Source organism: Paraburkholderia graminis, assembly GCF_003330785.1.
In the GTDB taxonomy this organism is placed as follows: Bacteria; Pseudomonadota; Gammaproteobacteria; order Burkholderiales; family Burkholderiaceae; genus Paraburkholderia; species Paraburkholderia graminis.
Genome location: NZ_CP024935.1, coordinates 1876302 through 1890248, shown reverse-complemented (window position 1 = coordinate 1890248; position 13947 = coordinate 1876302). Strand labels below are relative to the sequence as shown.

General features: G+C 64.7%; 12 protein-coding genes. 5 read left to right on the top strand and 7 right to left on the bottom strand.

All coding sequences use genetic code 11. The features are described 5' to 3' along the window. The first annotated feature begins 48 nt into the window (after nucleotides 1-48). Nucleotides 49-1632, top strand: a complete 1584-nt coding sequence (locus CUJ91_RS26590) for an ABC transporter substrate-binding protein (RefSeq protein ID WP_044021217.1) — start codon at nucleotides 49-51, stop codon at nucleotides 1630-1632. Between the two features lie 77 nt (nucleotides 1633-1709). On the opposite strand, the gene CUJ91_RS26585 is transcribed toward CUJ91_RS26590, so the two are convergent. Both CUJ91_RS26585 and CUJ91_RS26580 read right to left on the bottom strand, forming a co-directional pair. Continuing rightward, on the bottom strand, nucleotides 1710-3065 hold the full coding sequence (locus CUJ91_RS26585) for an LLM class flavin-dependent oxidoreductase (RefSeq protein ID WP_114158070.1): 1356 nt from the start codon (nucleotides 3063-3065) through the stop codon (nucleotides 1710-1712). 116 nt (nucleotides 3066-3181) lie between these two features. After that, nucleotides 3182-3766: a uracil-DNA glycosylase family protein gene (locus tag CUJ91_RS26580; RefSeq protein ID WP_114157557.1), complete on the bottom strand. Its 585-nt coding sequence runs from the start codon at nucleotides 3764-3766 to the stop codon at nucleotides 3182-3184. 368 nt (nucleotides 3767-4134) lie between these two features. On the opposite strand from CUJ91_RS26580, the gene CUJ91_RS26575 reads away from it, so the two are divergent. From CUJ91_RS26575 to CUJ91_RS26555, 4 genes are all read left to right on the top strand, one after another. Next, the gene (locus tag CUJ91_RS26575) at nucleotides 4135-5019 is read left to right on the top strand and encodes an oxidoreductase (protein ID WP_114157556.1); all 885 of its coding nucleotides are present in this window, start codon (nucleotides 4135-4137) and stop codon (nucleotides 5017-5019) included. Between the two features lie 60 nt (nucleotides 5020-5079). Then, a complete protein-coding gene (locus CUJ91_RS26570; RefSeq protein ID WP_161966597.1) occupies nucleotides 5080-6249 on the top strand; it encodes an MFS transporter in 1170 nt (389 codons plus the stop codon). A gap of 356 nt (nucleotides 6250-6605) precedes the next feature. Further along, nucleotides 6606-7064, top strand: coding sequence for a DUF3331 domain-containing protein (locus tag CUJ91_RS26560; RefSeq protein WP_029970259.1), 459 nt, complete (start codon nucleotides 6606-6608; stop codon nucleotides 7062-7064). 61 nt (nucleotides 7065-7125) lie between these two features. Beyond that, nucleotides 7126-8562, top strand: a complete 1437-nt coding sequence (locus tag CUJ91_RS26555; RefSeq protein WP_114157554.1) for an amidase family protein — start codon at nucleotides 7126-7128, stop codon at nucleotides 8560-8562. A 68-nt stretch (nucleotides 8563-8630) separates the two neighbouring features. On the opposite strand, the gene CUJ91_RS26550 is transcribed toward CUJ91_RS26555, so the two are convergent. The 5 genes from CUJ91_RS26550 to CUJ91_RS26525 form a co-directional block, all read right to left on the bottom strand. Then, complete coding sequence (locus tag CUJ91_RS26550; RefSeq protein ID WP_114157553.1) at nucleotides 8631-9617, bottom strand: anti-sigma factor family protein; 987 nt, start codon at nucleotides 9615-9617, stop codon at nucleotides 8631-8633. 24 nt (nucleotides 9618-9641) lie between these two features. Continuing rightward, nucleotides 9642-10172: an RNA polymerase sigma factor gene (locus tag CUJ91_RS26545; RefSeq protein ID WP_114157552.1), complete on the bottom strand. Its 531-nt coding sequence runs from the start codon at nucleotides 10170-10172 to the stop codon at nucleotides 9642-9644. Nucleotides 10173-10528: 356 nt separating this feature from the next. Further along, a complete protein-coding gene (locus CUJ91_RS26535) occupies nucleotides 10529-11986 on the bottom strand; it encodes a serine/threonine-protein kinase (protein ID WP_114157550.1) in 1458 nt (485 codons plus the stop codon). Continuing rightward, nucleotides 11983-12903 carry a c-type heme family protein gene (locus CUJ91_RS26530; RefSeq protein WP_114157549.1) on the bottom strand — a complete coding sequence of 307 codons (921 nt, stop codon included), beginning with the start codon at nucleotides 12901-12903 and terminating at the stop codon, nucleotides 11983-11985. The genes CUJ91_RS26535 and CUJ91_RS26530 overlap by 4 nt, the downstream gene beginning before the upstream one ends. Beyond that, nucleotides 12900-13895 carry a hypothetical protein gene (locus CUJ91_RS26525; protein WP_244231032.1) on the bottom strand — a complete coding sequence of 332 codons (996 nt, stop codon included), beginning with the start codon at nucleotides 13893-13895 and terminating at the stop codon, nucleotides 12900-12902. Before CUJ91_RS26525 ends, CUJ91_RS26530 begins: the two co-directional genes overlap by 4 nt. Between the last annotated feature and the right edge of the window lie 52 nt (nucleotides 13896-13947).

The window sequence follows — 13947 nt, the reverse complement described above, 5'->3', positions numbered from 1 at the left end:
GCGTCGCTGCGGCACGCCCTGTTTCGTGGTTCGCGCCTTGGCGTGTCGATGGTGCTAACCGGCGCGCTGCTGATGAACGGCGCTTCTGTCCACGCCGCGCCCACCGGCACACTCGTGTTCTGCTCCGAAGGCAGCCCCGCCGGCTTCGATCCGGGCCAGCATACGACCAGCACCGATTTCGACGCGAGCACCAATACCGTCTACAACGGACTCGTGCAGTTCCGCCGCGGCACGCTCGATCTCGAACCCGCGCTGGCGACGAGCTGGGACATTTCAGCGGATCAGCGCACGTACACGTTTCATCTGCGCGGCGGTGTGAAGTTTCATACGACCGCATGGTTTCGACCGACGCGCGACTTCAACGCCGACGACGTGCTGTTCACGTTCAACCGGATGCTGCATGCCGACGATCCGTTCCGCAAGGCGTATCCAAGCAGCTTTCCGTATTTCAGCGACTTGGGCTTCGACAGGAACATCGAGAGCATAGAGAAGATCGATGCTCTGACCGTGCGCTTTCGGCTCAAGGAGCCGGACGTGATTTTCGTGCGCAATCTCGCGATGAGCTTCGCGTCGATTCTGTCGGCGGAATATGCGGAGAAGCTGAGCGCCGCGCATCGCGAGGCGGACATCAATCAGTTGCCGGTCGGAACCGGGCCGTTCGTGTTCCGCTCGTACCAGAAGGACGCGCTGATCCGTTACGACGCCAATCCCGTCTACTGGCGCCCGGACGACGTCAAGCTCGCGCATCTGATCTTTGCGATCACGCCTGATCCGGCGGTACGCATGCAGAAGCTGGCAAGCGGCGAATGTCAGGTGTCCGTGTTTCCACGTCCCGCCGATCTCGAGGTTGTGAAGCGAAACGCCGCGCTTACCGCAGTTTCGGGCGTCGGCTTCAATGTGGGCTTCGTCGCCTACAACACGCAACATGCGCCGCTCAATCGCGTGGAAGTGCGCCGCGCACTCGATATGGCCATCGACAAACCCGCGATCATTCAATCGGTCTTCTCGGGCAATGCAACCATTGCGTCGAATCCGATGCCGCCCGCGCAATGGTCGTACAACAAGCAGTTGAAGGACGCACCTTACGATCCCGCAAAAGCCAAAGCGCTGCTTGCGCAGGCCGGCTTTCCGAACGGCTTCGAGATTTCGCTATGGGCGATGCCGGTGCAGCGCCCCTACAATCCGAATGCGCAATTGATGGCGCAACTGATCCAGCAGGACTGGGCGAAGATCGGCGTGCGCGCGAAGATCGTGAGCTACGAGTGGGGCGAATATAACCGCCGCGCGAAGCAGGGCGGCGAACACGACGCGATGCTCTACGGCTGGTCAGGCGATAACGGCGATCCCGACAACTGGCTCGGCACGTTGCTCGGGTGCGATGCGGTGCACGGCAGTAACGTGTCCAAGTGGTGCGATCCGGCGTTCAACGCGTTGATCGACAAGGCGCGCGCAGCCGCGAACGTCGACGAGCGCACGGCGCTTTATCAGCAGGCGCAGGTCATCTTCAAGCAGCAGGTGCCTTATACGCCGATTGCGCATTCCATCGTCTCTCTGCCTGTGTCGAAGCGTGTGAAGGGGATGGTGTTTTCGCCGCTCGGCAGTCATCGCTTCGAAGGCGTGTGGTTGGAGTGATCGCGTCTACGTCGAGGCGACGTGCGGGACGACGATGCGATGGCATCGCATCGCATCGCCCCGGCGGTCGGCTCGAACTACGCCGTTGCGGCCGCTTCACGCCGCAACAGATGGCGGCTGAACGGACGCGGCAGCGCGAAGTGGTCGCGCAGCGTACGTCCTTCGTAATCGGTGCGGAAAATGCCGCGTTGCTGCAGCAGCGGAACCACGCCGTCGGTGAAGTCTTGAAGCCCGCCCGGCAGAACATCCGGCATCAGATTGAAGCCGTCGGCGGCGCCGCCTTTGAACCAGTGCTCGATGTCGTCGGCGATCTGTTCCGGCGTGCCGACGACGACACGATGTCCGCCGCCGCCCGCCAGCGCGCGAATCAATTGACGCGCCGTGTAGCCATGCGTGCGCGCCTGCGCGAGCGTGGCGTGGAAGAACGTGTGATTACCATTGCCGCCGCCGGGCAATGCGAGATCGTCGGGCAGGCGTTCGTCGAGTTTCAGGCGCTCGACAGCGATGCCCAGTATGCCGGCCAGTCGCGTGAGGCTATACGTCCACGGAATCAGATCGACCAGTTCATCGCGACGGCGCAAAGCCTCGGCTTCGGTTGCGCCGATGATCGTCGTGAGCCCCGGCAGCACGCGAATCGCATCGCTGCCGCGGCCCCATGCTGCCGCTCGCGATTTCAGTTCGCGTGCGTAGGCGGCGGCTTCATCGAATGATTGCGATGCGGAAAACACGGCTTCGGCATGGCGGGCCGCGAACTCGCGTCCGTCGGCCGAGCCGCCGGCCTGGATCAGCACGGGATGACCCTGTTCGCTGCGCGGCAGATTGAACGGGCCGTCGACACTGAAGTATTTGCCGCGATGCTCGATGCGGTGCACCTTCGCCGTATCGATGAAGCGGCCGCTCGCCTTGTCGCCGATAAAAGCGTCGTCTTCCCAGCTATCCCAGAGCGCCTTCACGACCTCGGTGAATTCGGCCGCGCGCTCGTAGCGTTGCGCGTGATCGGGCACGGCCTCGCGCCCAAAGTTGCGCGCCGAGCCGAGATCGGCGGTCGTCACGATGTTCCAGCCGGCGCGGCCTGCGCTGAGCTGATCGAGCGTGGCGAAGCGGCGCGCGATGTTGTACGGCTCGTTATAACTCGTCGACGCCGTGCCGATAATGCCGATATGCGTGGTCGCCGCGGCAATGGCGGCGAGCAGCACGGTCGGCTCGAGTGCGGTGATCGGGCGGAAGTCGATCTGATCTGCAATCGACGCGTTATCCGCGAGAAACACCGCATCGAACTTCGCGGCCTCGGCGATCTGCGCGACGCGAACGTAGTGAGCGACATCGACGAAAGCGCGCGGATCGGCATCGCGCGTTCGCCATGCGGAAGGGACAAAACCGGAGTGAAGGATGTTGACGTTCAGATGAAGCTGGCGAGGCGGATCGGTTCTCATGGTCGTGTCGAATGCGGGAGAAGTCAGCAACGAACGTGCTGACCGATTCGATCATTGTCGATGAGCGCGGCGGTCGCGACCACGAAGGAATTGTGGCATCGATATGTATGCGGGGACTAAGCGGGCGACGTCAGCGCCATTGACACGCGCGCTCGCAACGCGGGCAAAACATCGGCTTCGAACCCGGGATTGCGCTTGAACCATGCGATGTTGCGCGGCGACGGATGCGGCAGCGGCATCACGCGCGGCCCGTATTCCTGCCACCGGGTGAGCGTGTCCGTCAAGGTTGGCCCCCGTGCGTCACCGAGTCCGAATTGTTGCGCGTATTGTCCGACCAGCAGTGTGAGCCTGACCGCACCGAGGTGTTGGAGCAGCTCCTGGTGCCACCGGGGCGCGCACTCTGGCCGTGGCGGCAAATCACCGCTGCGGCCGCGGCCTGGATAGCAGAACCCCACGGGAACGATGGCAAATTTCGAATCGTCGTAGAACGTCGCGTCGTCGACGCCGAGCCATGCGCGCAGGCGCGTGCCGCTCGCATCGCTCCAGGGGATCCCCGACGCATGCACCCGTGCACCGGGCGCCTGACCCACGATGAGAATGCGCGCCTGTGCCGACGCGGCCAGTACCGGCCGCGGTGCATGGGGCAGCTTCGACGCGCAAAGCGTGCAACTGCGAATGTCGCTTAGCAGCTTATCGAGCATGATGATTCCGTAGTTGTTTGCCGGGGGCACGGCGCTGTCGGAACGAACCGACTGGTTCGACGCGGCCGCATAGTCTTATGCCCCCGAAGAGACTGCGCCGTGGGTGGTAACGGCCGGATAGCTTAGCATCTGCTCGCAATCGACTACTGCGATCCCGCCGACAAAGCCTGTCGAACCCGCACCGCTTCACGCCTCGCCCGGGCCGCGATACATTCCGATACCTCGCCGACACACGTGGGATACATAGCGCGCTTCTAATCGCTGCATGGCGCCGGGCGCGAGCGTTGTCAGCTCGCCTGAAGGACATTGAACACGTGTCGTCAGAGTCCCGTCGATAGATCAATTGCAAACGATAAGGAAGCTCGCAAATGACTGGCGACAAAGTGTGGTTTATCACCGGCTGTTCCGCGGGGCTGGGGCGCGAGCTTGCCGAAGCCGTGCTCGCGAGCGGTCATCGGCTCACCGCTACGGCGCGGGACACGGCACGGCTGCGGGCTCTGGCCGACAGGTACGGGGATCGCGTTCGCGTGATCGCGCTGGACGTGACCGATCCGGTCGCGGCGCGGGACGCGGTCAGTCTCGCCGTCGAGCAGTTCGGCCGTCTGGACGTGCTTGTGAACAACGCGGGCTACGCCGACCTGGCTTCAATCGAAGACGCGACCGATCAGGCGCTGCGCGAACAGATGGACGTCAACTTCTTCGGTGTTTGCAATCTCAGCCGCGCAGCGTTGCCGGTGATGCGCAAGCAGCGCGCCGGTCACATCATGCAGATTTCGTCTGTCGGCGGACGCGTCGGAGGACCGGGGCTCGCGGCCTATCAGGCGGCGAAGTGGGCGGTAGGCGGCTTCTCCGAAGTGCTCGCCAAAGAGGTCCGCGACTTCGGCATCAAGGTCACGGTGATCGAGCCAGGGTCGATGCGAACGAACTGGGCCGGTTCGTCGATGACCATTCCCGAGATCAGCGAAGCCTACCAGCCGGTCATCGGTCCGGTGGCGGAGCGCCTGCGCCGCAGTGACGGCAATCAGCCGGGCGACCCGGCGCGCATTGCCCAGGTGCTGCTCGATATCGCCGAAGTGCCGGCGCCGCCGTTGCGCCTGCTGGTCGGCAGCGACGCGGTAGCGGTAGCCGCCGATGCCGCGAGGTTTCGCGCCCAGGAGGACGCCGAATGGCGCGCGGTCAGCGAATCCGTTGCGTACCCGCCCGCTGACACTGCACACGTCGCGCAAGCCACGCAAGCCGGCGGTGCGGATTGATACGGCCGCGATCCGCCGGACCGCTCACCGTCGTCGTTCATCTCCGATACTGATTTCGCCATGCGCCCATTCAGCGCCTTCTTCGTGCTCATCGGCACCTTGCTCACCGCGAGCGGGTACGGGGCGACGTTTTTCCTGTCGATGCATTTCCGGTCTTTCGGGGGCAACGATCTGGATACCGGACTCGCGCTGGCGGAAGCCACGGTCGGCACACTGGTAGGCGTGCTCGTGGTGGGCCGGTTCGCGCGGCGTATCGGCAGCGCGCGCACCACCGCGCTAGCGGCCCTGTGCATTGGCCTCGGCGTGATCGGCTTTGCTGCGGTCGACCGGATGAGCGCACCTGGCATTCTCCCCGGCTTTCTCGTGGGCTTCGGCTGGGGAGCGTTCTGTCTCGCCGCGCCCATGTCGTTGACGGAACGCACGAGCGACGCCGATCGCGGATTCTGGTTCATGCGCTTCGGTACGATCCAGATGGCGGGCATTGGCGGCTGTCCCGCCGTGGCCGCAATGGCGATCCGTTCGTGGCACTGGCCGCTCACCAGCGTGTTCTACGTGGTCGGCGGCTTATGCGCGGTCGCCGCGCTGATGCTCGAAGCGTTCGGGCGGGTATCGCCGCACCGGGACGAAGCGCCGGTGCAGCAGGACTGGCTGCGCGAGTCGGGTGCTGTCTGGCGAACGCGCGCCGCGTATCCGATCGTGATGATTTCGCTGTGCGCGTGCGTCTTTTCGGGGTCGATGACGTTTCAGATGTCCATCATTCGCGGCACGCATGCGCAAGCCGGCACGTTCTTCAGCCTCTATGCGGTGACGGTCGTCGTTGCGCGATGGCTGCTCACGCGCGTCGTAGTCAGGCTATATCACGGAGTCGCGACCAGGCTTCTGCTGGCGATCATGGTGCTCGGCACCGCGGCCATGTTCGTCGTGCCGTACCAGCCGGCTTTTCAGTCGATAAGCGCAGTACTGCTGGGCATCGGCTACGGGCTCGTGTATCCGACCATCCAGGCGCAGGCCGTGAACGACTGCGCGGCGACGCACCGGCAGCCCGCGCTCACATGGTTCGTCGTGGCGTACTTCATCGGCACGTTCGGTTTCCCGGCGGTGGCTAGCTGGGTGCTGGTTCATATAGGCACGCCCGCGTTGATCGCATTGATGGCGGCCTGCGGTGTCGGCGCGCTTGTCCTCGCGGTCATGCGGGACAGGCACGCGATTGCGCCGTTGTCCAATGCGTGACGGAGCTCGGCTTGCTCGTGGCGCGCCGCGACTTCTGCTGTAGCTCATTGGTATGCCGCATGAAGTGGCCGTCGCTGACGATGGCCGCAAGCGTTCGATGGGCCGGATACATTTCGATACGTCGCCGAAACACCGCCGATACATTGCGCAGTTCTAATTGAAACACCCCTGATTCGCAGCGGCGCAGCGGCGCAGCGGCGCAACGGCGCAGCGAAAGGCGTCGCAGTTGCTGCGGCGAAGCAGGTGCGCGGCGTCACGTCGATGAGCAGCAAACCGACGCTGCGCGAGCAAGGCGGCGTTAAGCACCAGCTTTTGCTCTTCCCACTACGAACATACCGGCTTCTGGAGATCAGTCGATGAGAGTGCTATCCGACGACGACATCGTGGTTCGCACATTGCTGAATGTCCTCGATCCTTCCGCGGAACAACTGGACGCCTGCGCGCGGAAGAAGCCCGTGCCGCTCAAGCGGTGCCGCATAGGCACGCGTTCGCCGATGGCCGACGCATCCCACCATCGCGCGAGCCGGCCGGCCCGGATTGCGGTAGTGGAATGGTTGTCGCCGGCGACCATCAGCGTATCGTGGAGCGACTCGTGCACCGGGCGCTACGCCGAGCAGATATGGTGCAGCGGACTCGCGCGGGTCGGTTCCGTATGCGCGCTGACAGGCCGCGCAGTCAGACGCGGCGACCGGATATTCCGCCCGCGTATCCGGCAGATGCGGGTGCCCGGCAATCGCGATCAGGTGATCCTCGCGGAGGCGATCGGACAGCGCACCGATCTGCCAATAGAAGGCGCTGCCGGCTGGCCGTTTTGAACCGCTACACGTGCGACTGGATGCATGCCTGCATACGGTTGGCATCGACACTGGAGGCTACATGAGTGAACTATGGCAATTGTCCGCAACTGAACTGGCGAGGCGTGTGAGAACGCGTGAAGTGTCCGCTCGCGAAGCGGCGCAGTCCGCGCTGGCGCGTCTGGATGCGGTCAATCCGCTCATCAACGCGGTCGTGGCGCACCGGTCCGACTGGGTGCTGGAGCAGGCAGACAGCGTCGACCGCGCGATTGCTCGCGGTGAAGATCCGGGGCCGCTGGCGGGCGTGCCTGTCACGACCAAGATCAATACCGACCACGCGGGTTTCGCCACCACCAACGGCACGCGTTTGCAGGAAAACCTGGTGGCCGAGGTGAATAGTCCCGCTGTCGATAATCTGCAAAAGGCCGGCGCCGTGCTGCTCGGCCGCAGCAATTCGCCGACTTTCGCTCTGCGCTGGTTCACCTCCAACCAGATTCATGGACGCACGCTCAATCCGCGCGACCCATCGCTCACGCCGGGCGGGTCGTCGGGCGGCGGAGCAGCGGCAGTCACCGCGGGTATCGGGCAGATTGCGCTCGGCACGGATATCGGCGGCTCGATACGCTATCCGGCCTACGCATGCGGCATCCACGGACTCAGGCCGACGTTCGGACGCGTGCCCGCGTTCAACGCGTCGTCGCCCGAACGCCCGATCGGTGCGCAATTGATGTCGGCCACGGGTCCGATGGCGCGCACGGTGGCGGATCTTCGCCTCGGCCTCGCCGCACTGGCTGCGCCCGACTTGCGCGATCCCTGGTATCTGCCGATGCCGCTCGAAGGACGCGCGGTGCCGTTGCGTGCCGCGCTTTGCCTGCGTCCGGGCGGCCTGCAAATCGTCAAGGAAGTCGAGCACGCGTTGCTGGACGCGGCCCAACGCCTTCGCGACGCAGGCTGGCGCGTCGACGAGATCGACGACACACCGTCGATGCGCGAAGCCGCGCAATTGCAGGAACGTCTGTGGCTCGGCGACGGATTCGAGGCGCTGGCCGACTCGGTGGCGCGTGACGGCGACCCCGGCGCGCAAGCGGTGGTGAACGCGGCTCGCCTGAAAGTGAAAGACCTGCCGGCCGACGTGATCAGCCGGTCGCTGGTGCGCCGCACGAGCTTGCTACGTGAATGGCGGCTGTTTCTCGATCAGTATGCGGTCGTGCTGATGCCGGTGTCGGCGGAGCTTCCGTTCCCGGACGATCTCGATCAGCAAGGCGCGGCGGGCTTCGACCGCGTATGGGAAGCGCAACTCACAATGCGTGCGCTGCCTGCGATGGGTTTGCCGGGTCTTGCCGTCACGACGCAACTGGTGAACGGCGTGCCGGTGGGTGTGCAGATCGTGGCCGCGCATTACCGCGAGGACTTGTGTCTGCTCGCGGGTGAAGCGATCGAAGCACGCGGCACACCGCTCTCTCCGGTTATGCCGGTCACTCCGCTTACGTCGCTTACGTCGCTTACGCCGCGCGTCTGAGCCGGCATCGCAGGGCTTGCATGAAGCGCACAGGCGGCGGTTGCCGGCTGTGCGAGCGTATCCGTCGGCTAGCTTACCGGTGCCTGATACGCTGCCAGCGCCTGGCCGAGAATCTCGCCGGTCCTGCTTTGTGCAATGTGCCGGCCGATTGCCGCGAGGTCGGTGTCGCCGGAGGTGGCAATCAACGCATAGCTTTGCTTCGCCTGTCTCCAGGTCACCACCTGCATCGTGTTGACGTCCTGCTGCGCGAGCGCGGCATCCGGCTTGTCATCTGTCATCACGCATAGCGAAACCGGCAAGCCTTTCTCCGGCAGGTAGACGATCTGCACCAACGGCTTGTCGTTAAAGCGCAGCCGTTGCACGCGCTTGAACGTCAGTCCGAGCGAACGCAGGTCCGGCACGTGGATCGACAGTCCGTCGTCGCGGCGAATGTCTTCGACGATGTGCGCAAGGCCGGTAATCGGCAAGTCGGACGCAACGGTTTCCCGCGTATAGAGCCGTTGATAATTGACCGCTGCGATGATCCACGGCGATACGCCTGCCGGGATAGCCTGTTGTGAAAGCGTCTGCCCGACACCGCCGGGGGCGCTGCTTCCCGCCAGGCGCAGCACGACGGCGCAACAGAACGCACCGCTTACGAATGCGAGCGCGGCCCACGGAGCCGCGGCGCGAATGCGTGCGCGCACCGGCCGGGCCCACTGAATACCTGTGTCGGAGCCTGAAGCCCCGGACGGCCCGCGCATACGCAAGGACCACGGGCTGCGGCCGCTCGCGCGCGAAGCCCACGCCGCGGCACGATCGTTCCTGCCCACGGCTCTCATGCCAGGAGCCGGCGTTTGCGCTTCTATCAACTGCGCAACGTTGCGCGTGAGGCTTTCCGGAACCGGTGGCAGTTGCTGATGCTGGAACGCCCGCCGATACGGCAACGCCGACGCCCTGAGCAATGCGACGCGTTCGGCGACATCGGCCGAGACGACGATTGTGCGTTCGACTTCCTTGCGCTCGCGCGGCTGCAAATTGCCGTCGACGTACGCCATGAGCAGGATGTCGTCCATAGTCAAGCCCCCTGGTCTCTGCTATTACTCATTACTCGCGCGAGCCACGCTTTTTTGTTTTTCGCTGAACAGGGCCCCGATGGTTTGCCGGGCCCGCGAGAGGCGGCTCATGACGGTCCCGATAGGGACGCCCAGGGTTTGCGCCGCTTCCTGATAGCTGAGGCCCTCGACCGCTACCAGCAGCATCACCACGCGTTGCGCGTCGGGTAGCCGCTGCACGGCTTCGACAATCTGTCCGTCCATCGCGTGTTGTTCAGGCGTGCGCGCGGTGGGGTCGGCGACTGTTTCGAGAAATTCGTCGTCCCAATCCATGCCCGAGCGACTGCGCACGCTGCGCGCACGCAACTCGTTTATCCATGTGGACTGCACGATCGAAAACATCCAGCTAAGCGGCGCGGTGTCCGGCTGAAGCTGATGCGCGCGTTCGAGCGCCCGCACGCAGGCGCGCTGCACGAGGTCTTCGGCGTCGTGCCGGTCGCCCGAAATGCGCAGCGCGAATGTCCACAGGCGTGGAAGCATCGACGGAAGCAGGGCGGACAGATCTGCTGCGGTCATCGAATCGGTCCATCGCCGGATGTCATGCGGCCGCCGTCCGCCGGCGCAGGCGTACGCGCGGTCTGTTCACGCAGGCACGCGATCTTCGTTCGCACTGCGGGTCGCGGCCGCGCCGCACTGCGTTTCGATCCGTGCGTGCCGTATGCGGCCGGCTGCGATGTCTGGTCTGTTTCCATGGAACGATGCGGATGCGCTGGCTAGTCGACATCACATAAACACGCACAGCCGGTGATCTATTCCATCGCGGCAAGCGATGCAGGATGACAAGGACTGAACACGCGTGCTCTAGCCGTTTGCGCGCGAACGTGATTTCGAACGCCAATGCCAATGCCAATGCCAATGCCCACGCCGCCCGTTCACGGCCCGCAAGCGTCAGCAAGCCGCTCGCTCAGCGCACGAAGAAACGCGGATCTGTCGACGGTGGCGGGAAGTGCATCGGCGAGCCGGTTGTGAAAGGTCGCGGTGTCGACGCCCAGCGCAGCCCGCTGCGCGACGATGCGGGCGACGGGCCCAATATGCGTTGCAAGCTGCCGTGCGGCTGCTTCGATATGCGCGGCATCGGGCACGCGTGCCTGGGTAGAAGCGACGCGTGCCGCAGGTTGAATGCTCTCGCTCACCGGCCGCGAAGACGCGCTTCCCTGCCCGGCAGTATGCCGTTGCAACAGCGTGTCGAATTGATGACGTGTCGCTTCGTCGGGAAGATGACGCGCGAGTTGTGCCGCCAGCATGCGCGGGTTCGTTGCGTGTGCCGCCGCCCGCCGCACGAGCAGCGACGCAACCGGCCCAACGTGGTGCGCGAGCCGCTCTTCGAGCTGCGCCAGCAATTCCGGAGGCCAGACGACAGAATCGGCGGATACCGCGTGAGCAGTAGCGGTGATGATCGGTGGTGCAAGCGCCTCGCGATTCACCGGCGCCGCGACCACCGTCTCGTCCGGATCGCGTTCCGCCGCGAGCGTATCCAGCAGGCCTATCAACTCCGCGCGCCAGCTTTGCGCGGACAGGTAGCGTGCCTTGGGCTCTTTTGCAAGCGCCTTGCGCACCATCGCATCGAGCGAGGTTGGAAGGCCAGGCGTTTCGCTCGACGGCGCGGGCGGCATGCCGTTCAACACCTGTTGCATGACAGCCGCCGATGAGCCGGCGAACGGGCACTTGCCGGTCAGCATCTCGTACAGCACGACGCCCGCGGAAAACAGATCGCTGCGTGCGTCGATCGGTGCGCCCGTGTACTGCTCGGGCGACATATACGCAGGCGTGCCGATCATCATGCCTATCTGCGTCAGACGGCCCGTGTCCAGTTGCGCGATGCCGAAGTCGGCGATCTTGCATTCGCCACGCGGCGCAATCAGCAGATTGGCGGGCTTGATGTCGCGATGGATCACGCCAGCCTCGTGCGCATACGCCAGCGCGTCCAGCAACTGCGCGAACCACGCGAGCGTGCGCACGAGCGGCAATCTCGTGCCATGCAGGGCCTCTTTCGCGAGCCGTGCGGCGAGCGTTTCTCCGCGCACATATTCGAGTGCGATAAACGGGACGCCGTCGGCCTCGCCATAGTCGAACACACCGACGATATGCGGGTGCACGAGCCGCCCGGCCGCGCGCGCCTCGTTGATAAAGCGCGCGGGCAGTTCCGCGTCGGCTGCGCTGCTCCCTTGCTGCGAGTCGCGCAGCAACTCGGGGTTGATCGTCTTGAGTGCGACTTGCCGCTGGATATGCGGGTCGGTGGCGAGATAAACGGTGCCCATCGCGCCGCGGCCAAGCACGCCATCGACCAGATAACGGCCGATCTGCCGCGGCGCTCCGCTCGTCGCGGTCATGGTTGCAAGCCGTGCGGCACGGTTGCGGCCGCACCGGTCTCGTCGAGTATCTCGAAGGCCGTCACGAGACTGGTGCGCATTCTTCCGAACGACACCGCGAGCGAAGCGATCTCGTCGCTACCGCGTGTGGGTAAGTCCACTTCGCCGAGTTTGCCGAGGCTGACTTCGTCGGCGGCACGCGAGAGAGCCTGCAGGCGCCGCGTGACGAGCACATGCACCATCACGTTCAGGACCACCAGCACGACCGCGAACACGACGCTCAGGGCGGTCATGAAGCTGCGCCACAGCGCCCGGCCGCGCGCGATCGATTCCGACATCGGCACCGACACGAACTCTGCGCCGATCACGTCGTTCATGGCCCAGCCAAAACCGTTCGCCGGCCCGTACTTGTCGAGCATGGTGCCCGGCGCCGCCGACGGCGTGCTGTGACACTGCATGCAGGCGGCGTCCGTGATCCGGCTGGGACGCGCCAGAAACAGCAGATGTTCGCCGCCGGGAGTGCGCCGCTCGCCAGTCACCTCTTTCAGCGCGGGCTTGTCGTGCAGATGCGCAATCACTTCGGTTTCCCAATCGGTTGGGCGATCGCGTAGGTTGGTCGGATTGAGCATCGTCGAACGATACGAGAAGTTCGGGAACGCGCCCTGCAACGTATTTAGCATTTCAATCGCGGAGAACGCGGGCACGGACTCGGGCACGAACGAATACTGAATCTGTGTCGAGAGTAACGGCGTGATGTGCTGAGCCGTGTAATTCTGCATCGCCTCGGCGGCGCTCATCAGCACATTGGCGTCGTGCCGGGTTTCGTCGAGCGACTGCTGCTGCAGCACATGATTTGCGACGATGCCCGCCGCGCTCAGTCCAATCGCGAAGATTGCGATGAACACGAGATTGAACTTGATGGCGAGTGACAGCTTCATGGTCGAGCCCATACGGATGAGTAGGACGAGTAGGCAGAAACGGGAGCGGCTGTGCCGGCCCGCCACGCAGGTCGCGGATGTGGCTGCACGAGCGGCCGCCAGTCCGGCAGCTCGCGCAGGTGTTGGCGGATGTCGCGGCGGAACGCCGGATCTGACAGGCGTGCGCCAAAGCGTTGAGTAAAGCGCGTGGCCGGGTCTGTTCGCACCGCAAGCGCGCTGCCGAGCCAGTCGGACACGTCCGCGTAGGTCACGGGGCGCGAGCCGGCTGCCGATGGGCTCGCCGGGCTCGCCGGGCGCGACGCGGCCGGCTCGGGTCGCAGCGGCAGCGGGCGCAATGCGTCGCGGAACGCGAGTGGCATCGCGGCCACGAATGCGGGGTCAAGGCGTGCCGAAACGATAACGCGTGCGTTGGCTTTCGAAAGCTGCGCGAACTGATGAGTTGATATCGCCGTCCGCGCGGGCTCGCCATGCGGCTTGCCGAGCGTGACCAGTTGTGCGGACCCGCTTTCGCAGAACACAGCGTTCGCGTCGTCGCCGGCATAAGCCGGCGTGGACGCGGCAATCACGAGCGCGCTGGGGGCGGCCGGCGTGACACGCATACGCTCAGTCTCAACGACGGGCACCGCGCAATTGGCCGCGGCGCAAACATGCTGCACCTTCAGCCAGCCGCGTAGCAGCGCGACATGGCCATCGCGCGCAAGCAACACCCGAGTGTCACTTCCCATCGCAAGCACATTGCCCGTCTCGTCCTGCATCTGAACGATGCCATTGGAATCGGGCGGCGTTTCGACGATATCGTCTGGCGCGAGCCGTTGGCCTGAGCCGGCCCGATACACAGTGCTTTCGTGGATCGTCGTCACCGGTGCGCCGGTTTGCACGATCGTCCAGCCGGCGTGCGCATACGGTGCCAGTGCGAGCAGGCAGAGGGGTAAGAGCCGCATCGGTGCAATTGCGATCGGGCACAAGCGTGTGGGATCTTCGGATGATGTCATTGCGTGCCGTGTACTGAAGCCACTGTTCGATAACCACTGTTGCTGACTGAAC